Origin of the sequence: Paenibacillus nanensis (assembly GCF_003583765.1) — a bacterium.
In the GTDB taxonomy this organism is placed as follows: domain Bacteria; phylum Bacillota; class Bacilli; order Paenibacillales; family Paenibacillaceae; genus Pristimantibacillus; species Pristimantibacillus nanensis.
Genome location: NZ_QXQA01000009.1, coordinates 59,046 through 81,482, shown reverse-complemented (window position 1 = coordinate 81,482; position 22,437 = coordinate 59,046). Strand labels below are relative to the sequence as shown.

Genomic DNA, 22,437 nt, shown 5'->3' with positions numbered 1-22,437 from the left:
AGTTGCAATTTTTATCTGCGGCATCGGCCTGGTTCGCAGCGGCATTGCCGATTATCGCGCTCATGTATATTTTGAAAAAAACATATCGGGATACCGAAGTGGCGAGCCACCTGTTATGGCGGCGCGTGCTGCAGGAGCAGGAAGCGAATAGGCCGTGGCAGAAGCTGCGCGGACGCTGGCTGCTGCTTCTGCAGCTATTCGCGGCGTCTCTGCTTGTGCTGGCGCTTATGAATCCTGTATGGACGAGGCCGGCCGGTTCGGACGGTCATGCCGTTCTTGTCATTGATCGTTCCGCCAGCATGACGGCTTTAACTGCGCAGAACGCGGTGGGCGGAGGCGGACTTGTCACCCGCTTTCAGCTTGCCATTGAGGATGCGAAGCAGTGGGTTCTAAGCCAGCCGAAGTCCCGGCCGATCAGTGTTATCGCTACCGGGCCGGAACCGCTCGAGCTTGCTTCGAGAAGCGTTGATCATGAAGCGATTGCAAGCGCATTGGATGAACTGACGCCCTTCTATGGCAATGCCGACAATACGGCCGCTTTATCGCTTGCGGATTCTCTTCATTCGGGGGATGAGGGCGGCATAACGGTCCTCTTTACCGACGGTCTCTGGAGAGATGCGGAGGAAGCCGGCGCTCTGCTATTGCATGCACCGGTCGAGCTAAGAGCAGCAGGCGAAGAGGCCGCGGCGGATAACGGCTCTATTCTGAACGTCGGTATCCGCCCGGACCCTGCCGATTCAAGTCTTAATCAAGCGGTCGTCACCGTGCAAAATGACAGCGCGCAGAAACGCGAGTATACGATTGAATTGTACGCGGTGAACCAAGGGAACGAAAGCGAGCTTGCGGCGTCTGTTCCGCTAACCGTTGAGCCTAACGAATGGGGGAGCGCCGATGCATCCGGGCTTCCGCCAGCGGAGTACTACAAAGCGAGGCTTCTTCCGGCATCGGATCGAATTTTAGCGGATAATACGGCATTCGGTTTTCCCGCAATAAAGAACAGCAGCCAAGTATTATTGATTACCGAAGGCAATCTCTTTCTGGAAAAAGCGCTGCTTCTCGCCGGCGTTCAGCCCGTAAAAATAAGCCCGGATGCGGCTCCGCCCGGCAATGAGCAGCTGAAGGAAATCGATTGGGTCGTGTTGGACGGTTCCGACGAAAGGCTGAGAACCGACGAAGCCTGGACCGAGCTTCTGGCACAAAAACCGCTCTGGCAAATCGATCATCCGGCCGAAGGCAGCCCGTCTTCTTCCGTCCCGAAGCATAGCGGCGTACAAACGATAGAGCATCCGGTCACGGCCTATGTGACGCTGCAGGAAACCCACATCGGCCGGTTTTATGTGCCCGATACGGAAGAGACAAGCTGGGGAAAGCCGGTCCTTACCTACGGCGGTATACCGGCTATCTACGCGGGTTCGGAGGGTGGTCTGCCGAGACTCCGCTATACATTCAAGCTTCAGGATACGGATCTTCCGCTTCGGCCTGAGTTCCCTGTCCTGATCGTACAGTCAGCGGAATGGATGAGCGGCGGTTCGCTTAGTCAGCTGGGTACTGTAACCGCGGGCGAACCGGTCGAGCTGCCCTTTCAGTCGGAGACGGAGGCAGCGGTATGGGAGCCGGTCGAATGGTCGGGGGCGGGGCTGACGCTCGAGGGGCAGCTGCCGCTGCCTTCCGTGACAGTTGGAGCTGATCGTCAGGAAGCGCCCGCCGTTCCAGGCTTGTATAAGCTTGTGGAGCGGGACGTTAAGGGCAAACTGCTCAGCGAGCGGTATTTGGCGGTTATGCCTCAAAGCTCGGAGCTTCTGACCAGCGGAGCAGGCAACGCTGAACTGAAGCCGCAGACCGCTTTCCCGAACAGTTCGGAGGAGGGTTCAGCCCCTTCAATGGACACGCCGGCTCCGCTTACGCATCAGTCGTTGCTGGTATGGGCTGTCCTGCTAGTTCTGGCGGTTATGCTGGCGGAATGGGAGGTGTACCGACGTGGGCATACAAGCTGATTCGCCATGGGCGCTTCTGCTGCTGGCGCCGTTGCTCGTATACATTTGGCGGATGGCACGTCATACGCCAAGACTTCAGGGGACGCGGAAGCTTGCAGTAATCGCAACGCGCGCACTGATTCTGCTCCTGCTTGTTGCCCTTATTGCAGGCGTGGCGCCTTACCGGACGCTGGAGCAGCGAAACGTCGTGTTTTTAGCCGATCGTTCAGCCAGTATGAAGGATCAAGACGCGGTCGGCGAATGGATTGCAGAAGCATGGAGGAATAAATCGGAGGGGGACTACGGCGGAATATTATCTGCGGGCTTACATGCTGTGGTCGACCGGGCGCTGTCGGAGAAGCCTCTTCCGAACGAAAGGCAATATGAGTTCCGGACGGAATTAAACGATCAGTTTACCGATCTGTCGAAAGGATTGCAGCTTGGTTCGGCGCTGCTTCGCGAAAAAGGCGGCGGCCGAATCGTGCTTTTGTCGGACGGTTCGGAAAATGCGGGAGATGCCCTGCGAGGGGCTCGCCTGCTAAAGGATGCCGGAATCGCCGTCGATGTGGTGGAGCTTGCTTCCGCTTTGGAGCGCGATGCCGCAATCGATGAACTGCAGGTGCCGACCGCGCTCAAGCAAGGCGAGACGTTCAGCTTTCAGCTTAATATTCAAAGCACCTTCACAGGCGAGGCCGAGATTCGTCTGTTCGAGGATGACCGGCCGGTTACGACGGCAAGCGTACATCTGGAGGCAGGGGAAAACCGGTTTGCCCTGCAAGGCATCGCCAAAGATTCCGGTTTTCATCGGTTCCGCGCCGAGCTATTTGCGGCTGGCGACGAACAATCGGCCAATAACGAAGCTTTTGCGTTCAGCCGGGTTAGCGGACCGCCGATCGTGCTGATCGTGGAGGGTGTGCCGGGCTCTTCCGGCAATATCGAAGCGGCCTTATCGGCTTCCTTAATCGGGCATGAAACGATAAGTCCCGAGCAGCTCTCGGTCGAGCTTGCCGCGTACGCGGCTTATGACAGCATTATCCTGCATAATGTTCCCGCGACACGAATCGCCGAAAAACCGATGGAATGGCTGGCTAAAGCTGTCGGCGATTATGGGGTAGGTTTGGTCATGCTTGGGGGTGAGGACAGCTACGGCTTAGGCGGTTATTTCAAGACGCCAGTCGAAAGAGCGCTCCCCGTCTATATGGATCTGCAAGGACGGAAGCAAATTCCTTCGCTTGGGCTTGTGCTTGTTATCGACCGTTCCGGCAGTATGGCTGACGGCAAGCTGGAGCTGGCCAAAGAAGCGGCGATGCGGACCGTCGAGCTGCTGCGCGATGTGGATACGGTTGGCGTTGTCGCGTTTGACTCAACGCCATGGTGGGTTGTCGAACCTACGCCTCTTACGAATCGCGACGAGGTTCTGCAAAAGATTCAAGGCATTCAAGCGGAAGGCGGAACCGAAATTTACATGGCGCTTGACGCCGGCTTCAAGGGTCTGCTTGAGATAGATGCGCAGCGGAAACATATGATATTGCTCACGGACGGTCAATCCTCTACATCGATGAATTATAAAACGATAACGGACGCGATGAATGAAAATCTGATGACGTTATCGACAGTTGCAGTTGGCGAAGGTTCGGACCAGGCGCTGCTGCAAAGATTGGCGAATGACGGCAAGGGGCGTTACTACTTTACGCGAGACCAAAGCACGCTGCCGGCAATATTCAGCCGCGAGACAGTACTCATGTCCAGAACTTATATTGTGGACGGCACCATTGCGCCAAGCGTTGGCGATGCAGGCAATTGGAGCGCGTTATTTGACAGCGGTGTGCCTCGGCTTCAGGCTTATGTGGCGACGACGCCTAAGGAAATGGCGGAGGTTGCCCTTTGGTCGCCGGACGGAGATCCGCTCCTCGCCAGATGGACTTACGGCGCCGGTCGTTCGGTCGCATGGACTAGCGACATGATCGGCAAGTGGGCGCCGGAATGGGTACAGTGGAACCGGTTCCCCGAGGCGCTGACGGAGTGGGTGAAGTGGACGTTTCCGCAGTTTGACGGCTCTCCGTACCGCATATCCGCGGCCATGGACGGCGGTTCAGGCAAGCTGATCGTCGAGACAACCGGCGATCAATATGAGACAGGTTCGGTCAGCGGACTAGCCGCCGCTTTGGAGGAGGAAGAAGGCGAAGCGGCGGCGAAACGGCTCATGCCGGTCGCCCCGGGACGCTATGAAGCGCAGCTTGGAGAGATGGAGCCCGGCGCGTACTTAACCCAAATTGGCAGTCTGAGCGCTGCCGAAGGAGGCTCCGCCATTCGTGAAGGTACAACAGCGGGATTCGTTATTCCGTATTCGCCGGAATACCGGATCGGCAATCAAGAAGGCTCGGAGCTGCTGGCACAGATTGCCTCCGTCACCGGCGGCAGAAAACTAAGCGTTGAAGAGGCCGAAGAAGCGTTTCGCTTCGAGCCGGTCAAGCTAAAGGTGCCGTACGATTGGTCGCGCGAGCTTCTCGTCATCGCTTTGTTGCTATGGCTGATCGATATCGCCTTAAGACGCTTGTCGCTGCCATGGGCCCGGATAGCGGCAGCCGTCGCGCTGCCGTTCCATAGCTTGCGCAGAACGGCATCACCGAACCCTAACGCACGCCAAAGAGCGGATTCGATCGGCAGAATAAAACAGCGGACGGCGGAGAAAAGCAAATTTTATGGGCAAGAGAGCAAGCATGAACCGCCCGCCAGTCCTAAAACGGCCACAACTACTAGGTCCTGCAATGCGGCTGCTTCGGTGACTTCGCCTAACCGAACAAAATCTGGAGCGGACGCAGTGAACCGTCAGCCTGCCCGAGCGTTTAATGAACCGCCTTCGCAGAGAACGCCTAAGCGTCAAGACGCGGTTGCAAACGAAAAGAAGGACCGCAAACCGTCAAGCGGAGGCAAGCCGCAGGAGGATGCCGCGCAAGCCGCGACGATCAACCGTTTGTTGGCCGCCAAAAATAAAACGAAGCGGTAGAAGGATGCCTGCAATGGACTTTTTGAGCTGTGCGGGGTACAATGCTTTCGAATGGTTATTTTCGACAGAGGAAGGATGTTGCCGGGATGTATCGCGAAATATCGACCGCCGAGCTGGAAACGCTGCTGAAGCAAGGCGAAAAATTAAATTTGATTGACGTGCGTGAGCGGGATGAATGGGAAGAGGGACATATAAAAGAAGCAAGGCTAATTCCATTGTCGGAGTTTCAAGCCCGCGCCAATGAAGTGCATGATGTTGAAGGCGATGTCGTATTTATTTGCAGAAGCGGCGGAAGAAGCGGACGGGTTTGCGAATTTCTAGCTCTTCAAGGCTTCGACGTCGCCAATGTGACCGGAGGCATGCTGGCGTGGACGGGAGAAGTCGTTCAAGGCGAATAGGTATTCCGGATAACGGGAGCAGGCGAAGATGCCTGCTCTTTTTTAATTGCGGCATAACGTCCCCTTCTTCGACTGGACGATTGATTTTTTTGATAGGAAACGGCAACCTTCCGACTAACCAAGACGTCACTACACATAAAGGAGGCGTTAATTGTGAGCAAGCCCGTGAAAGCCGCCGCATTAGGCATTGCCGGACTCATTCTCTTTTGCCTTTTACTAGCGGGGCTCTATGTCCACAATATGGGGTTAAACAACATAAAGCTTATGTACGAGCTTCACCGCAATAATCATTCTATTCTTCGGATGGAAACGGAAGGGCAGTATGTGACAAAAACAAGCTATAAAAATGAACGACTCTTAGAAAAAATGAAAGAAGAAGGATGGACTTTTGTCGGGCAGGAAGGCTCCGGTTATTTTTTTGAAAGGAACGGCCAAAAAACGATCGTAACGGCTAAGCAGATTTGGAACCGTCACTATATCATGTATCAGGTAACCGATCATGCTGTGGATTTAACAAATTGACGAAAGACCCTGCTAAGCGACATAGCAGGGTCTTTCGTTATCAGTCGCAGCTGCATCGGACAATAAAACTAATTTTATGTTAATTATATTTACATTCCACGTAACATCAGTATATATTAGATTTTAAAAAAGATTAAAGGAGGACGTTCCATGGACGATCGGATGCTTTCGCTTCCTAAGGTGGATCTGCATGTTCATCTGGATGGAAGCGTACGGCCGGAGACGGTGATTGCGCTCGCGAAGGAAAGCGGGGAATCGCTGCCGGTCTGGGAGCCGGAGCTGCTTCTGCCCTACATGCAAGTGCAGGGCGAGTGCAGCAGCTTGGTCGAATATTTGAACAAATTTCATTTTGTCGGGCAATTTCTCCATACGTCCTCAGCGCTTACGAGAGTGGCTTATGAGCTTGTGGAGCAGGCGGCGGAGAACAATTGCCGCTACGTCGAAGTCCGCTTTGCTCCGCAGCTGCACCGGAAGCTCGGATTAACGGTGGTGGATACCGTTCGTGCGGTCTTAGAAGGCCTCGGGCGGGGTGAGCGCGACTTCGGTGTAATTGCAAGGTGTATCGCGATATGCTTGCGCGGCCATTCCGAGGAGATGAATCGGGAAGTTATCCGGGCTGCATCGCAACATTTGGGGAGAGGAGTCGTGGCGGTTGACTTGGCGGGGGCGGAAGCCGCATATCCGCCGGAGCTGTATGTGGATCTGTTCGCGATGGCGCGCGAACGGAAGCTGCCGATTACGGTCCATGCGGGCGAAGCGGCAGGCGCCGCAAGCGTCCGGACGGCCGTCGAGCGGCTCGGGGCCGCTCGAATCGGCCACGGCGTCCGCATGAACGAAGATCCCTCCCTCGTCGAACGGATACGCAAGGAGCGGATTCCGCTGGAGCTCTGTCCGATCAGCAATCTGCAGACCAAAGCAGCGTCCAGCTGGCAGGCGTACCCGATTCGCGAATACTTCGAGCAAGGCATTGCGGTTACCGTCAACACCGACAATTTAACCGTTTCCAATACGACGATTACGAAGGAATACCGGATGATGCACGAGCAGCTGGGCTTTTCGGAGACGGAGTTAACGAAGGTCGTTATGAATGGAGCGGAGGCGGCTTTTTTGCAGGGGACGGAGAAGAAAGAGCTGCTCTCCCTCATGGAGCAGCAGCTCGATAATTGGCTGAAGCGGGAACCGGTCAGCTGACAAGATCCTTAATCATGAGCGCAATGCGTATCCGCAGACTGTCCGCCGGATTGCGGACTTGAACGCCGGTGAGCTGCTCGATGCGGTTCAGCCGGTAGAGCACCGTGTTCCGGTGAATATACAGGCCTTTGGCTGTTTCTCCGATGTGGCAATGATTATCGTAGAAGACCCGGAGCGTCTTGCGCCATTCCCGCTGTTCGCCCTCGTCGATGCCGTTCCAGGCTTCGAATGTTTCCTCTATAAATTCCTGCAGGTCGTCTACGGGGATAAGCCGGAGCAAATCCGCAAAATCTTTGGTGTGATAATATTGCACGAACCGCTGCTTGTTATGGCTTCGGCCGAGGCGGTAAGCGTCCATAGCCTGCTTATAGGCGACGGGAATGTCTACAAGCTTATTGAACGGACTTCCGATCCCGTAAGACAGGCTTATTTCTTCTCTGGCGGATAACCGTTCAGAGATGCCGATTAGCTGCTGCGACATGCGCAGCTTGCCGTCGGGCGATGCTCCAAGCAGCTCTTTGGCGGAGAGTAAGGCAATGAACTTATCCTTCAGCGTAAAAAGCACAAATGGCGCGCCAAGCTTCATGAACTCCTTCGAGAGCGTATGATAGAGCTGGTCCGTCTCTCTCGCTCTCCGCTCGACCGCAGCATGATCCTGCTCCGACTCCGCAAAGCCGTCGTCGGAATCTCTTCCGCATACGACGCAAAGCATCGAATCGGCCGGGAAGAGGCCATGCTGCTTGCCGCGATGAATGATTTCCTGCTCCGACGTGATTTCCCCTTGCACAAGCTCCGTAAAAAACTCGATCTTGTACCGGCGCGCCCGATCCTTTACCGCCTGCGCTTTCAGCAGCTCGAACCCAAGCACATTCGCCGCCTGCTCCAGCGCCAGCGCATGGTGCGTCCGCAGTTCTTCCTCATGCATAAACGCCAAAATATAGCCGGGCCGCTGCGGCGTCGGAATCGGCTGAAGTCTGACAAACCCCGCGCCGTCTGCCGGAAGGAGGTCGGAGATCGTATACAAGCCGGCCTCCAGTCCGTTTTTCGAGCCTCCGAATTGCCTAATCCACTTATTTAACAGCTGAATATTCGGTTTGATGACCGAGGACAAGCTAATCAGTTCGAGCTTGGAGCCGAGAATGACAATCGGGCTGGCGATAAGCTGCGAAAGCTTCTCCACAATCTCGGATAAGCCCTCGCCCTTTAGGATGAGATTAAAAAACGTATGGTGGGTGTCAAGCGCGTAGCTGAGTTCGTTCGTTTTATTTTGAAGGATGCTGCTAAGCGCGCCGTTCAGCACTTCGCCAAGCGAATGGTCGAGCGGCAGCTCAAGCAGCGGAAACTGGAGACGGTTCGCGGCCTCGATCACGCAGCCGGGGATCTCCTCCAGAAATCGCTTTGTTTTAATCGCAAGACCCGCGCAGCCTGCTTCCGCCATTTGTTCGATTAACGAATAAAGCGTTTCCGGGTGGTCCTTTACCGCATATGCGGTTGTTAAGAGGAGCTCGTTCGGCTTCAGAAAATGAATGATGTCCGGGGCGTCCATCATATTGACCGTGCCCACGCTGCGGTTCAGCCCTTCGGCTCCTGCCGCAATACGCGCATCCTTCAGTACGGGGATTTGAATAAGATCCTTTAGCAACATAAGTGAGTCGCCCTCCTTTATGTTAGATTATCTTACATAAATATAGCGGATAAATCCGGAAAAGGGAAGCCGTTTTTTTCATTTTTTTAGTCGATATGCACGAACACCCCCTGCAAATCTAGATATTCTGTACAATGACAAAAGCTTTGCCGCATCATATGATAGTTTCAATTCAAATGTTTATGTCATTAAAACTAACACAAATGATCGAGAAGGGCTGGAATAGACGATTAGGGGGAATGGATATGGATCGACTTTTACACCTATCGAATAATTGGGATCAAACGGCGTTTGTCGCGCAATACGGATCGTTGTTCGAATGCTCGCCTTGGGTGGCGGAGAAAGCCTGGCACAGCCGACCATTCCGCACAAGGGAAGCGATGCTGAAGCGGATGTGCGAAATTGTGAAGGACGCGGATGAGGCGCTGCAGCTAAAGCTGCTCCGCGCGCATCCCGAGCTCGGCGCAAACATTCGAATGACGAAGGAATCGGTAGCGGAACAGCGCGGAGCGGGGTTAGACCGCCTCGAACGCGATGAAGCGTATATTTTTCATCAATTGAACGCGAAGTACCGCGAACGATTCGGGTTTCCATTTATTATCGCAGTAAAGGGGTTGACGCCGGATATGATCGCGGACTCCATGCAGAAGAGGATGATGAACACCGCCGAACAAGAGAAAGAGCGCGCGCTAGGGGAGGTTTGCAAAATCGCATCCTTCCGGCTGGAGCATATGGATATCAATACCGAGGCCAGTTAGCGAGGGAGTTGAGCCGGCATGGAAGGAAAAGTAACGACACATGTGCTCGATACAGCGCTCGGCAAGCCGGCGCACGGTCTTGGCGTAGAGCTGTACCGGCTTCAGCCTGCCGGGAGCTTTGAACTCATCGCGAACGCTTGGACGAACGCAGACGGCCGTCTGGACGAACCGCTCGTATCCGGCGCACGGCTTGAAGCCGGCTTCTACGAGCTGCGGTTCCGGGTCGGCGACTATTTTGAAAGGATTGCATCGCCGGTGCCTACGATATGGAACGTCGTGCCGATCGCCTTTCACGTTCGCGACGCCGCGCAGCATTATCATATTCCGTTGTTAATCGCGCCAGGCGCTTACAGCACGTACCGCGGCAGTTGAAGGACTGAAAAGGAGCGCAGACAAGGAGATTAGGACATGAATAAAACGCTCATAAAAGACGCCCAAATCATAACGATGGATGAGAAAGGCTTGGTGTTGACAGGCGATGTGCTCATCGAAGGAGACCGAATCGTCCAAGTCGCGGAGCGAATCGAAGCGATAGCGGACCGGACGATCAACGCGAAAGGGAAGACGCTCTTGCCCGGCTTCATTCAGACGCATATTCATCTCTGTCAGACGCTATTCCGCGGCAGAGCGGATGATCTGGAGCTGCTGGATTGGCTGAAAAAACGCATTTGGCCGCTCGAAGCGGCGCATGACGAGGAATCCGTCTATTATTCCGCGATGCTTGGAATCGGAGAGCTGATTCGCAGCGGCACGACAACCATACTCGATATGGAGACGGTGCATCATACGGAAGCCGCGTTCCGGGCGATTGAAGAGAGCGGCATTCGCGCATTTTCCGGCAAGGTGATGATGGATTACGGCGGCGACGTTCCGGCGCGTTTGAACGAAAGCACGGAGCAATCGCTTTCCGAAAGCGTCGATTTGCTGGAGAAGTGGCACGGCAGGGCGAACGGGCGCATTCAATATACGTTCTGCCCGAGGTTTGTCGTCTCCTGTACGGAGGAGCTGCTGACCGGCGTTCGCGATTTGTCGAAGCGGTATAACGTGAAGGTGCATACGCACGCCTCTGAGAATAAAGACGAAATCGCGCTTGTCGAGCGGGAGCGAGGCATGCGCAACGTGCTCTATCTCGATCATATCGGGCTTACGGATCCGAATCTCATATTGGCGCATTGCGTTTGGCTTAATGAAGAAGAGAAAAGGGTCATCCGCGAGCGAGGCGTGAAGGTGACGCATTGCCCGGGCTCCAACTTGAAGCTGGCTTCGGGAATTGCGGAGGTGCCGGATTTACTCCGTCATCATATATCCGTCGGGATCGGCTCGGATGGAAGTCCGTGCAATAATACGCTGGATATGTTTTCGGAAATGAGATTGACGGCGATGATCCAGAAGTCGCTGCACGGCCCTACGTCGATGGACGCCAAAACGGTGCTTCGCATGGCGACGATGGGCGGCGCCGAGGTGCTTGGCATGGAGCAAGAGATCGGCAGCATCGAAGCCGGGAAGAAGGCGGACCTCATTTTGCTTGAGCTTAACGAGTTCCACGCGTTTCCGTCCTTCGACGCGGATCCGTATTCCAGAGTCGTGTATTCCGCGGGCTACAGCGATGTGGATACCGTTCTGATTGACGGCAAGCTGGTCATGCACAACAAAGCGATGATGACGGTGGACAAAAGCATTGTGCTGAAAGAAGCGGACCGCTCGATTGCGCGTCTGCTCAGGAGAATAAACGAAGGGGGCTGAACGGGGTGCATGACGCGGATCTGGTGAAGGAAGCGGCTAACCTGGGCGGACGGTGCGTAATCGCAACCATCCTATTCGTAGAGGGGCATGCTTACCGGAAGAAAGGCGCCATGATGGTGCTCAAGCCGGAAGGCGAAGCCTGCGGCACGCTCAGTCCCGGTTGTTTGGAAACCGATCTTCTGGCCTATGTCCCTTTCGTCCTTCAACAAAATTCGCCTCAGCTCGTCGAATACGATATGCGGCCGGAGAATGATCTGTCGTGGGGAGAGCATATCGGCTGCGGCGGCCTCATACGGGTGCTGCTGGAGCCGGTGACGAGAACGCTTCTTGCGTCTGTCCGGGAAGCCAGCCAGATTCTTCAAGACGGCAAGCCGGTTTGGTTCATTCGCAAGCTCAAGGAACAGGGCTTGCCTAATGACTATGCGGTGACCGAGTCGCGTGAAACGGCAGAAGCGTTCCGGGAAAAAGGCTGCGAGACGGTGTGCTGGGAGCCGAAGCCCCGGCTGCTGCTGTTCGGCGCAGGCGATGACGCGAGGCCGCTTTGTCAGTTGGCGCAGGGTTCGGGGTTCTCCGTCACCGTTACCGATTTCCGCGAGTCGTTGTGCCGAGAGGATCGTTTCCCGGGAGCTTTCATCGTGCCAGGCTTTCCGAAGGATACGATCCCCGTTCTGCGGCCCTCCTCAAAGGATTATGTAGTCATCATGAGCCATCAATTCCAGCGCGACCGGCAGTTTCTTGAGCTGGTGCTGCCCGCAAAACCTTTTTACATCGGTGTGATGGGCTCTGCGGCGAGAAGAGAAAGACTGCTGGGAGACAATGCTCGCAATGAAAGGATTTCCTGTCCAATTGGTCTCCCGATTGGCGCGGACGGTCCGTACGAAATCGCGGTCAGTGTCATGGCGGAACTTATTGCCGTGAGGCGCGGAGGGGATAAGCATGAGGACGGGGGAAGTCGCAATCTTGTATTTGGGGGCGGGAAGCAGCCGGCGCATGGGATTTCCAAAGCTGTCGGTTGAGCTGGAAAAGCTCGAAGGGGGAGAGGACGGTAGCAAGCTTGGCGGCTGCGGTCTGAGAAGCGCTCTTCTAAGCCATTGCCGTCCGGTTATTGTCGTGACGAAGCCTGGACCGGCTCCGGATTGGCTGCCAGTCGGATGGACCGAGGACGCGTGGGATGGCTTGGTGCTTGTAACGGCGGATGACGCGGAACAAGGCATGGCCTATTCGATCCGGGCGGGGATAGCCGAGGCGATGCGCTATAAGCCGAAAGCTGTTCTTGTCCTGTTAGCCGACCAGCCGCTCGTGACAACGGAGATGATCGAACGGCTTGTGGCGCGCTGGCATATGGAGCCGGAAATCGATTATGCCGCTTATTGCAAGGGAGAAGCGCCGACACCGCCGATTCTGCTATCGGCTGCAATGTTCCCGTCTCTTCTTGCTTTAAGCGGCGATCACGGCGCAAGGAAGCTGCTGAAGGAGCCGCGGGTTAAGGGCGCGCTGCTTCAAGCGGAACAGGACATCCGTTTGACGGATATCGACACAGTCGAAGATTTGGTTTTGTTCATGCGGGAACGAAGGCATCTATCAGCGAGGAAAGAGAGGGGAAGCGATGAGCCGATTGGCGGTGCAGATGAACCATGTCGTGAAACGGTTCGGGGATGTCGTTGCGAATGACCGTGTAGATTTTTCTGTGGCGCGCGGTGAGATCCACGCGCTGTTGGGTGAGAACGGCGCAGGGAAGAGTACGGTGATGAGCTTGCTGTCCGGTATTTACCGCGCCGACAGCGGCGAGCTGTTCGTTCACGGAGAGCGCGTCAGGATCCGCTCGCCAAGAGACGCGATGCAGCTCGGAATCGGTATGGTTCATCAAAATTTCCGGCTTGTCGCAACGTTAACGGCGCTTGACAACATCATCCTTGGCGAGAAAAAGCAGCCTTGGCGAGGAGCGTCATGGAAGCGGAAGAAAGCGAAGGAGATTTCCGAGCTCTGTGAACAATACGGACTACAGTTCCCGATCGATGCGCCGGTCTGGCAGCTGTCCGTCGGTGAACAGCAGCGGGTCGAAATCGTAAAAACGTTGTACCGCGGCGCGGATATTATCCTGCTCGACGAGCCGACCTCCGTTCTGACGCCGAGTGAAGCCGAGCGGCTGTTCATGACGCTTCGCGAGCTGAAGCAAAGCGGGAAAACAATCGTCATTACGACGCACAAGCTGAAGGAAGTCATGGCGGCCGCCGACCGGATCTCCGTCATGCGGAAAGGACGGATGATCGCGTCGCTTGACCGCAAGGACACAAACGCCAAGGAGCTGGCCGAGCTGATGGTCGGCCGGGCACTGAATGACGCCGGGGAAGTGCCGGCCGGTCAGGCCGGGGCTGCCATAATGGCCGTTCAAGAGATGACGGTGCTTGCGGATCATGGATACCGGGCGCTTAACGGCATCAGCTTTGAGGTGAAGGAAGGTGAAATAATAGGCGTCGCCGGTGTCGCCGGCAATGGCCAGAAGGAGCTGGCGGAAGCGATTGCCGGGCTTCGGAGCTGGGCGAGCGGGACGATGACGTGTCTGGGCGAGCGCATGGAGGGCGCCAGCATTAGACGGCGCATCGATAAAGGCATCTCGCTTATCCCCGAAGACCGCATGAAGAGCGGGCTCGCCGGCAGTCTCGGTCTTGTGGACAACCTGATGCTGAAAAGTTATCGGGGGAACGAGCGGTTTCGAATGGGTGTTCTTCGAAATAAGGACAATGAGCGGTGGGCAGCGCAGCTTATTGATCGGTTCGATGTAAGAACGCCTAGTTTGACCGTTCCGGTTAGAGGCCTGTCCGGGGGCAACCAGCAGAAGCTGCTGCTGGCCAGAGAAATCGATCAAAAGCCTAAGCTGATGGTTGCCGTCCATCCGACGCAAGGGCTCGATGTGGGCGCTACGGAATCGGTTCATCAAATGCTGCTTGACTTGCGGGACAGTTCAGCCGGCGTGCTGCTTATTTCCGAGGATTTGGACGAAGTGATGCGGCTGTCCGACCGGATTCTCGTCTTATACGGCGGCAATATTGTTGGCGAATTAAGTAAAACGGAAATCGATAAGGATAGAATCGGCCGAATGATGGCCGGTATCGGAGACAGCGAGGAGGCCGCCCGATGAATCAGGAAACATGGGCTGAGACGGTAAATCGAAAGATCCGCGCCCGAGAAAACGCAGCACACAAGCCTCTTTTTACTTTCTCTTTGCAATATGATCCGGCGAAGAAGGGAGGCGGATGGTGGGTCCCTCTGCTCTCCATCGCTTCCGCATTGCTGCTTTGCGCAATGTTCATCTGGGCGAACGGCATGAATCCGTTCACGGTGTACGCCAAGATGGCGAAGGGCGCCTTCGGCTCGTCGTTCGGAATTAGCGAAACGCTGGTGAAGGCGATCCCGCTTCTGCTTTGCGGACTCGGCGTTGCCGTCGCTTACCGCATCTCCGTCTGGAATATCGGAGCGGAGGGGCAGCTGATCGCCGGCGCGATTGCCGCGACCGCGGTTACGGTTTATTGGCCGGATCTGCCTGGGGCGCTATATATCCCTGTTATGGTTGCGGCAGGCATCGCGGCCGGCGCGGTTTGGGGGCTGCTGACGGCGCTGCCCCGCACTTATTTCGGCGTCAACGAATTGATTACATCGCTGATGCTTAACTACGTGGCGCTGCTCCTGCTGGATTACTTCGTATTCGGGCCATGGCGCGATCCGGAAGGCTTCAACTTCCCCGGAACGCCGATCTTTTCGCTCGACCAGCAGCTGATGACGTTCTCCGGCACGAGACTGCATTACGGTCTGATCTTTGCGTTAGCCGCCGTTGTTCTGTTCTCGCTGCTCTACAGCAAATCGCGCTGGGGCTATGAGATGAAGCTGCTTGGGGCAAATCCGCTAGCGGCCAAATACGCTGGCATTTCCGTTAACCGCCATATTCTTCTCGTCATGCTAATTAGCGGCGGCTTGGCCGGACTTGCGGGCATGAGCGAAGTATCGGGCGTGTCGCACAGGCTGATGTACGGCATCTCGCCGGGCTACGGCTATACCGCGATTATCGTCGCGTGGCTTGCGAAGCTGAACCCGTGGTGGATGATCGTCACCTCTTTGTTCGTCGGCGGCTTAATTGTCGGAGGATACAGCGTGCAGACGATCGGCCTGCCTTCCTCGATGTCGCTTATGCTGCAGGGGGCGATTCTCATTTGCCTCATCGGCGGCGAGATGCTGGGCAAATACAGGCTCGTGAGAAGAGGCGGGAGCGGGAAGTAACGACAGCTTTCACCTAGGGCGGAAGGAGTAAACCCGTATGGATTTCTACGTTTTCTTAATTATTGCGGCCATTTCGTCGGGCACGCCTCTCCTGTTCGCGGTGCTCGGAGGCATTCTGAGCGAGCGCTCCGGCGTGATCTTCTTGGGCGCCGAAGGTACGATGCTGATCGGCGCGGTCGTCTCTTGTCTGACGTTCGTACAGACGAACAATCTGCTCCTGGCAACGCTAGCGGCGCTGGCTGCGGCGGGCGGCATGGGGCTCCTGCATGCGTTCTTATGCGTAACGCTACGGGCGAATCAGACGGTGTGCGGGCTCGCGCTAACCCTGTTCGGCACGGGGCTGAGCGCCTATCTGGGCAAGCCGGTCGCGGGTCAAGCGCTGGCCGTCGCCGTGCCGAGAATCAAGCTGCCGTGGCTGGAGTCGATACCGTTTGCCGGGCGCATTTTATCCAATTTGGATGTATTTGTCTGGCTGAGCTTCGCGCTTGTGATGCTGCTTTATTTGTATATGTATAAAACCTCTTGGGGACTGCATCTCCGGGCTGTAGGCGATAATCCGGCGACTTCCGATGTAATGGGGCTATCGGTAAGCGTTACTAGATATATTCATGTCGTCGCTTGCTCGATGCTGATGGGGCTCGCCGGCTCTTATCTCATTATGGTGTATTCGCCGAACTGGATCGAGGGCATGACCTCCGGCCGCGGCTGGATTGCGGTCGCGCTCATCATCCTGGCTGCATGGAATCCGCTGTATGCCTTAGGCGGCGCTTATTTATTCGGCGGACTCGACGCGCTTGGCTTCCGGATGCAGCTGATGGACATCGGCATCCCGTCCTATTTCTTGAAGATGCTGCCTTATGTCGTCACGATACTTGTGCTGATGGCCGTCGGCTGGCGGAACCGAAATAAACCGTCCGTCGAGCCGAAAGCTTTGGGTATTCCCTATATGAGGGAACAACGATTCTAGGTCGAAAAGGGATAGGGGGAATCGATATGGCGATGGAAATGACCAATGCGCCGAAATATCCGGAGGTTTGGCAGCCGGCGGCAGCGGAAGAAGCCTGGCTTCTGAAGCGGAAATGGGGCGAGGCCGCCTGTTACGTGTCGGGAGGCACCCTGCTCCGAACGCAGTGGGAGAACGGCGTAAAGCCGCCGCCTCTGCACATCATCAGCCTCGAAAGCGTTCATGAGCTGCAGGGTGTCCAGCTGACGGAAGGCCATGTCAGCGTGGGGGCTGCCGTGACGCTGAATGAATGCCGGTCTAACGGAGCTCTTCAGCGTTATGGCGGATTGCTGATAGAAGCGATCGAACAGATCGCCGCTCCGTCCATCCGCTATTTGGCAACGATCGGCGGCAACATAAGCAGCTTGGTCGGCGATTCGATTCCCGCATTGATGGCAATGGACGCGAAGCTGCTTATTGTCCGCGGTCCTGCGCGTCATACCGTGCCCATCCGGGACTGGGTGCAAGGGGCGGAAGGAGCGCGGGAGCCGGACGACATTATCGGCAGAGTGCTCATTCCCGCATCCGCGAGCGCAAGTCCCCTGACAGAGCACGATATTCACGCGCAGCACGATGAGTGGTTTCAGTTCTACGAGAAGGTGGGCCGCCGGGAGGCGTTCACGCCTTCGCTCGTTACGATTGCGGGAGTCGGAAGGCTGTCGGAGGACGGCGTCATGCAAGAGATCCGGTTATCCGCCGGTGGTGGCGCGGCGCTGCCGGACCGATTGCCGGAGGCGGAGAAGGCTCTTAGCGGTTCCCGGTTAAGCGAAGCGATGCTTTCGTTGATCCATCAAACGATTAATAGCCAATATCGGGCTGCTGAAGATCTATTCGCGGGTTCGGAGTACCGGAAAGAAGCGTCCGCCAATTTGATTACTTCACGGCTATGGAAGCTGATGAAGTCGTAAAGGACATCTTTGATGCTTAGCGGAAGGAGGGAAAACTTATGCTGACGAGAGGGGAAAGAACGGCGCATAAATGGCGAGGAAGGCCGGACGGTCCAGCTAAAGTAAGCGGCTCGCTCACTTATTTGACGGATCTGTCCGTGCCGGGAATGCTTTACGGGAAAGTGCTTCGCAGCGCGGTTCCTCATGCCTTTATTCTCGATATCCGCACGGCGAAGGCGGAACGCGCGCCGGGTGTCCGGGCGGTATTGACGCATAAGGATGTGCCGGGCTTGAACCGGTTCGGCATTGTAAATCCGGATCAGCCGGTATTCTGCGAGGACCGGGTCCGTTATATCGGCGACGCCATTGCGGCAGTGGCCGCTGATACGAAGGAAGCGGCCGAATACGCGCTGTCTCTCATCGAGGTTGACTACGAGCCGATCCCTCTTGTGGATGATCCGGAGAAGGCGCTTCAACCGGATGCGCCGCTGCTTCATCCCGGCGGCAACGTCCTCCACCGCACGAGCTACCGGAAGGGCGACCCCGATGAGGCGTTTGGGAGCTGCGTCCACGTTGTGGAGGAGACATATTGGACGCCCCGTCAAATGCACGCGTATATGGAGACGGAGGGCGGCGTTTTCGTACCGGAAGAGGAAGGCGGATTAACCGTCTACGCCGCTACGCAGCACGGCTTCAAGGACCGAATGCAGCTGGCCCGGATTCTTGCCGTCTCCGAAGAATCCATCCGCGTCGTCTCCAGTCCGATCGGAGGCTCGTTCGGCGGGAAGGACGAGCTGAACGTGCAGCCGTACGGAGCGCTTCTCGCCCTGAAAACCGGCAATCCCGTCAAGCTGCATAACAGCAGGCGCGAATCGGTTCGGGCAGGTTTGAAGCGGCATCCGATGAAGCTCGTCATGAAAACCGGCATCGACGCAGAAGGGCGGCTTGTCGCTCATCGCGCCGAAATTATCGCGGACACGGGCGCCTATTCGACGCTCGGTGCGCCGGTCCTAAACTTCGCCACGGAGCATGCGATGGGGCCGTACCGGATCCCGCATATCGCCGTCGAAGGGGTGTCGGTGTTTACGAACAATGGGGTATCCGGCGAATTTAGAGGCTTCGGAGGCAACCAAGCGATATTCGCGGTAGAAAGCCAGATGAATCGGCTCGCGGAGCTGGCGGGGATGGACCCTTGGCAATTCCGGAGACTGAACCTCCGCGAAGCGGCAGATCCCGGTCCGCTTGGGCAGCGGATCCTTCCGACGGATTGCTTGCCCGCCGTGTGGCGGTCGGTCGCCGATTCGGAAGTATGGAGCAGACGGCGGTCATCCCGTTTGCGTGACGCTTCGGAGCCTTGGGTGAAGCGCGGCGTCGGAGCGGCGCTTGCGATGCATGGCTCCGGTCTCGGCTACGGCATTCCGGATCCTGGCGGCGGGAGGCTCTCGTTGACCCGGGAGGGCAAGCTGGAAGCGGCCTTCAGCTTCGAGGAATTCGGGCAGGGCGTCATTGCGACATTGGAGCTCATGCTTATGGAACGTTTCCGCTGCAGCGCTGATGATTTAAGCATCGTGATCGGCGATACGGCTAAGGTGCCGCATTCCGGCTCCAGCACCGCGTCGCGATCGACGACGATCGCGCATATGGCGCTGTCGAAGCTGCACCCGCAGCTAAGCGCTCGCATGATCGGCTTGGCGGCGAAGGCGACCGGCAAGCCGGCGCCGCTCCTATCGACCGGACCGGGCGGCATTTGGCTTCAACCCGAGAACGGAAAGGCCGAAAGGCTGATCACATATAAGGAAGTCGCTCTGCTCCAAGAGGAGGAGCTCGCATATGAAACGGAATTTCATTTCCCCGTCTCACCGGATCCGGTGATCGGCGGCCATTATTTGTATACATGCGCGGCAGTCGCCGTCGAGGTTGAGGTAAACACGCTGACAGGCGCAATCAAGCTGCTCGGCAAGCATCATGCCGTCGCGGCGGGACCTGCTGTCAATCCGATGGGCTACATCGGCCAGATCGAAGGCGGCAGCGTGATGGCGCAAGGCTTTACCCTAAGCGAAGACGCATTGCTCCAGGACGGTCATTACAAAACCGAAAATTTGGACACGTACATCATTCCGACGATTCGAGACGTGACGGAGGATGTTACGCTGCATGCGATCGAAGAGCTGCCGCAGGACGACCCTTACGGCCCGCGCGGCATCGGCGAAGTAGGCTCGGTTGCGCTCGCCCCGGCCATTGCGCTGGCCGTTCACGATGCGGTCGGAAGCTGGATTACGCGGTTGCCGATCCGCAGAGAAGAGCTGATGGGGGCGTTCCCCGGCATACTGAAACGTAGTTGCAAAGGAGCTGACGACTCGTGATGGATTACATCTGGAAAGCAACGGTGAACGGTCAAACGGCGGAGCTCCGCGTTCGGCCTGCCGAACGGCTGCTGACGCTGCTGCGTGAGGAGCTTGGGCTGACAGGAACGAAAGTGAGCTGCGAGCTGGGGCGCTGCGGAGCTTGTATCGTCCATATGGACGGGAAGCCCGTTAACGCGTGCCTTGTCATGGCTTATCAGAGCAACGGCAAAGCCATTACGACGATCGAAGGACTGTCAGCGGGCGGACTGCACAAGGTGCAAGAGGCTTTCCTGGAAGAAGGGGGATTCCAATGCGGCTATTGCACGCCGGGAATGATCATGTCCGTGAAGGCGCTCCTGGATGAGACGCCGTGCCCGACAACCGACCAGATCAAAGAAGGATTGGCAGGCAATTTATGCCGCTGCACCGGGTATGGAGGCATTCTCCGGGCGGTAAGAAGATGCGGCGCAAGCACGTAACCAGAGGAGGAGAAACTATGAAAAAAGCTTTTTTGACACTCATTATATTTACTTTAGCTTTCATCACCGCGTGCTCCCAAGCATCCAAAACGGCGAGTCCTTCCGCATCGCCAAGCACATCCCCGTCCGAAGCGGCTTCAACCGAACCTGCGGCAAGCCCGTCCGCGGGGCTGCCGAAGGTGGCTTTCGTCTACATCGGCGTTCCGGGCGACGGCGGCTGGACATTCGAGCACGATAAAGCCCGTCAAGCGATTGAAGAGAAGTTCGGCATCAAAGCGACGATCGTCGAGAATGTGCCGGAGGGCCCGGACGCGGAGCGCGTATTCGAGGAGCTGGCGCAGGACCATGATCTTATTTTTGGAACAAGCTTCGGTTATATGGATCCGATGTACAACGTGGCGCAGAAATATCCCGACGTAAAATTTATGCACGCGACCGGCTACAAAACGCTCCCGAACCTCGCGACTTACCAAGGAAAAGGCTACCAGCCAGGCTACTTGGCCGGCATCGCGGCAGGGATGCTGACCAAAAACAACAAAATCGGGTACGTCGGCGCATTTCCGATTCCGGAGGTTATTTATACGATCAACGCTTTTACGCTCGGCGCGCAAAGCGTCAATCCGGACATCGAGGTGTCGGTCGTGTGGAGCAACACTTGGTTCGATCCGGCGACGGAAAGACAAGCGGCGATCAGCCTGCTTGATCAAGGGGTTGACGTGCTGGCGAACTACCAAGATTCGCCGGCAGGCATTCAGGCGGCTCAGGAGCGAGGCGTATGGGGGATGGGCAACGATTCCGATATGAACCGTTACGCGCCCGAAACCTATGTGACGAACCCTGTCTTGAACTGGGCGCCATATTATACGGATGTCATCCAAAGCGTCATTGACGGCACGTGGGAATCGCATCAATTCTATGGCGGCTTCAAAGAGGGCATGGTAGAGATCGCGCCATACGGCAAAAATGTTCCGCAGGACGTGAAGGACGCCGTCGATGCGAAAAAAGCGGAAATTCAGGCCGAGACCTTCGACGTGTTCACGGGACCGATTTACGACCAATCCGGCTCCGAAAAAGTAGCCGCCGGCGCGGCGCTGCCGCTTGAAGATATTTTGGCGATGGACTATTTCGTAAAAGGCGTGAAAGGCACGATCCCACAATAACAGCAAGAAAGGAAGGTAGCTTCTTATGACTGCTCTCGACCCCGTATTAAAAGATTTGTGGCATCCCGTCATGATGTCCGCCGCCTTAACCGGCGCTCCTGCCGCAATCGAGGTGCTCGGCGAGAAGGTCGTGCTGTTCCGTTCCTCGGATGGGGTTCATGCGCTGAAGGATTTGTGCATTCACCGCGGCGTACCGCTATCGCTCGGCAAGGTGAGAGGCGATGAAATCGTATGCGCGTACCACGGGTGGACCTATAACGGATGCGGGACTTGCACCCGCATTCCTTCCCTCCCGCAAGGAACGGCAATCCCGTCCAAGGCTCGCGCTGTCGCTTACGCATGCAAGGAAACATATGGTATCATATGGGTATGCGTAGGGAATCCTGTGACGGAAATGCCCGAGATCGGTCTGCGAGGTCCGAATCCCGATTTCGCGCAGGTATATATGGGACCGTACGAGATATCGGCAGCGGCGCCGCGCGTGGTTGAAAATTTCCTGGATGTCTCCCATTTAATGTATGTGCATGAGGGGATGCTCGGGGACAGCGAATACTCGGAAATAAACGATTACCGGGTGCACGAGGCGGACGGCGCCCTTCGCACGGATATTATCGAGGTGTATCAGCCCGATCCAGACGGCAGAGGCGTGGGCGTGCAATCGCTGTACACCTACGAGGTGTATCATCCCGTCAGCGTTTCATTGTCGAAGCAAATTGCGGGTTCGGATGATATTTTTCATTTATATTTGCTCGTTCTGCCGAAAAATGAAACAAGCAGCGTCGCGTTTATGCTGATGGAGCGCAATTACGCGAAGGACGAACCGGACGAGATCTTTATCTCCTTCCAGGACATTCTGCTTGAGCAGGACCGATTGATCGTCGAGAACCAGAAGCCCGAGCTGCTGCCGCTCGATTTGCAGGCGGAGCTCCATTTGAAGTGCGACCGGCTTGCCATCGCATATCGAAAGATGCTGAAGGAGTCCGGCGTTACATTCGGAACGGCATAAACCGCGGGAAAGCGACGCGTAGTCTCGGCAGCAGCCGGCTCGCGCCGC

Annotated in this window: 19 protein-coding genes; 18 read left to right on the top strand and 1 reads right to left on the bottom strand. The window is 56.5% G+C overall.

The window, feature by feature from the left end; translation table 11 throughout:
• Positions 1 to 2: 2 nt before the first annotated feature.
• From D3P08_RS15010 to add, 5 genes are all read left to right on the top strand, one after another.
• The gene (locus D3P08_RS15010; RefSeq protein WP_119600516.1) at positions 3 to 1,994 is read left to right on the top strand and encodes a vWA domain-containing protein; all 1,992 of its coding nucleotides are present in this window, start codon (positions 3 to 5) and stop codon (positions 1,992 to 1,994) included.
• A complete protein-coding gene (locus D3P08_RS15005; protein WP_119600515.1) occupies positions 1,978 to 4,980 on the top strand; it encodes a VWA domain-containing protein in 3,003 nt (1,000 codons plus the stop codon). The genes D3P08_RS15010 and D3P08_RS15005 overlap by 17 nt, the downstream gene beginning before the upstream one ends.
• A gap of 86 nt (positions 4,981 to 5,066) precedes the next feature.
• Entirely contained in the window at positions 5,067 to 5,378 is a 312-nt protein-coding gene (locus D3P08_RS15000; protein WP_119600514.1) for a rhodanese-like domain-containing protein, read from the top strand.
• A gap of 153 nt (positions 5,379 to 5,531) precedes the next feature.
• On the top strand, positions 5,532 to 5,900 hold the full coding sequence (locus D3P08_RS14995; RefSeq protein WP_119600513.1) for a type II toxin-antitoxin system HicA family toxin: 369 nt from the start codon (positions 5,532 to 5,534) through the stop codon (positions 5,898 to 5,900).
• Positions 5,901 to 6,050: 150 nt separating this feature from the next.
• Positions 6,051 to 7,091 (top strand): adenosine deaminase, encoded by a 1,041-nt coding sequence (gene add / locus D3P08_RS14990; protein ID WP_119600512.1) that lies wholly within the window; start codon positions 6,051 to 6,053, stop codon positions 7,089 to 7,091.
• On the opposite strand, the gene D3P08_RS14985 is transcribed toward add, so the two are convergent.
• Positions 7,084 to 8,736 (bottom strand): PucR family transcriptional regulator, encoded by a 1,653-nt coding sequence (locus D3P08_RS14985; protein WP_119600511.1) that lies wholly within the window; start codon positions 8,734 to 8,736, stop codon positions 7,084 to 7,086. The genes add and D3P08_RS14985 overlap by 8 nt on opposite strands.
• A gap of 245 nt (positions 8,737 to 8,981) precedes the next feature.
• On the opposite strand from D3P08_RS14985, the gene uraD reads away from it, so the two are divergent.
• Genes uraD through D3P08_RS14920 form a run of 13 tightly spaced genes read left to right on the top strand, consistent with a single transcriptional unit; the run spans position 8,982 to position 22,389 of the window.
• Positions 8,982 to 9,494 carry a 2-oxo-4-hydroxy-4-carboxy-5-ureidoimidazoline decarboxylase gene (gene uraD / locus D3P08_RS14980; RefSeq protein ID WP_119600510.1) on the top strand — a complete coding sequence of 171 codons (513 nt, stop codon included), beginning with the start codon at positions 8,982 to 8,984 and terminating at the stop codon, positions 9,492 to 9,494.
• Positions 9,495 to 9,512: 18 nt separating this feature from the next.
• The gene (gene uraH, locus D3P08_RS14975) at positions 9,513 to 9,866 is read left to right on the top strand and encodes a hydroxyisourate hydrolase (protein WP_119600509.1); all 354 of its coding nucleotides are present in this window, start codon (positions 9,513 to 9,515) and stop codon (positions 9,864 to 9,866) included.
• Positions 9,867 to 9,902: 36 nt separating this feature from the next.
• The gene (locus D3P08_RS14970; RefSeq protein WP_119600508.1) at positions 9,903 to 11,237 is read left to right on the top strand and encodes a 5'-deoxyadenosine deaminase; all 1,335 of its coding nucleotides are present in this window, start codon (positions 9,903 to 9,905) and stop codon (positions 11,235 to 11,237) included.
• A 5-nt stretch (positions 11,238 to 11,242) separates the two neighbouring features.
• Positions 11,243 to 12,253: an XdhC family protein gene (locus tag D3P08_RS14965; protein WP_119600507.1), complete on the top strand. Its 1,011-nt coding sequence runs from the start codon at positions 11,243 to 11,245 to the stop codon at positions 12,251 to 12,253.
• Positions 12,228 to 12,908, top strand: a complete 681-nt coding sequence (locus tag D3P08_RS14960; RefSeq protein ID WP_162848494.1) for a nucleotidyltransferase family protein — start codon at positions 12,228 to 12,230, stop codon at positions 12,906 to 12,908. The genes D3P08_RS14965 and D3P08_RS14960 overlap by 26 nt, the downstream gene beginning before the upstream one ends.
• Positions 12,844 to 14,376, top strand: a complete 1,533-nt coding sequence (locus D3P08_RS14955; protein WP_119600505.1) for an ABC transporter ATP-binding protein — start codon at positions 12,844 to 12,846, stop codon at positions 14,374 to 14,376. The genes D3P08_RS14960 and D3P08_RS14955 overlap by 65 nt, the downstream gene beginning before the upstream one ends.
• Complete coding sequence (locus D3P08_RS14950) at positions 14,373 to 15,509, top strand: ABC transporter permease (protein WP_119600504.1); 1,137 nt, start codon at positions 14,373 to 14,375, stop codon at positions 15,507 to 15,509. Before D3P08_RS14955 ends, D3P08_RS14950 begins: the two co-directional genes overlap by 4 nt.
• 37 nt (positions 15,510 to 15,546) lie before the next feature.
• Positions 15,547 to 16,476, top strand: a complete 930-nt coding sequence (locus D3P08_RS14945) for an ABC transporter permease (protein WP_119600503.1) — start codon at positions 15,547 to 15,549, stop codon at positions 16,474 to 16,476.
• Between the two features lie 26 nt (positions 16,477 to 16,502).
• Positions 16,503 to 17,420, top strand: a complete 918-nt coding sequence (locus D3P08_RS14940; RefSeq protein ID WP_119600502.1) for an FAD binding domain-containing protein — start codon at positions 16,503 to 16,505, stop codon at positions 17,418 to 17,420.
• 38 nt (positions 17,421 to 17,458) lie between these two features.
• A complete protein-coding gene (gene pucD, locus D3P08_RS14935) occupies positions 17,459 to 19,762 on the top strand; it encodes a xanthine dehydrogenase subunit D (protein ID WP_119600501.1) in 2,304 nt (767 codons plus the stop codon).
• Entirely contained in the window at positions 19,762 to 20,223 is a 462-nt protein-coding gene (locus D3P08_RS14930) for a (2Fe-2S)-binding protein (protein WP_119600500.1), read from the top strand. Before pucD ends, D3P08_RS14930 begins: the two co-directional genes overlap by 1 nt.
• Before the next feature lie 17 nt (positions 20,224 to 20,240).
• A complete protein-coding gene (locus D3P08_RS14925; protein WP_119600499.1) occupies positions 20,241 to 21,383 on the top strand; it encodes a BMP family ABC transporter substrate-binding protein in 1,143 nt (380 codons plus the stop codon).
• Positions 21,384 to 21,408: 25 nt separating this feature from the next.
• Complete coding sequence (locus D3P08_RS14920) at positions 21,409 to 22,389, top strand: aromatic ring-hydroxylating oxygenase subunit alpha (RefSeq protein ID WP_119600498.1); 981 nt, start codon at positions 21,409 to 21,411, stop codon at positions 22,387 to 22,389.
• Positions 22,390 to 22,437 lie beyond the last annotated feature (48 nt).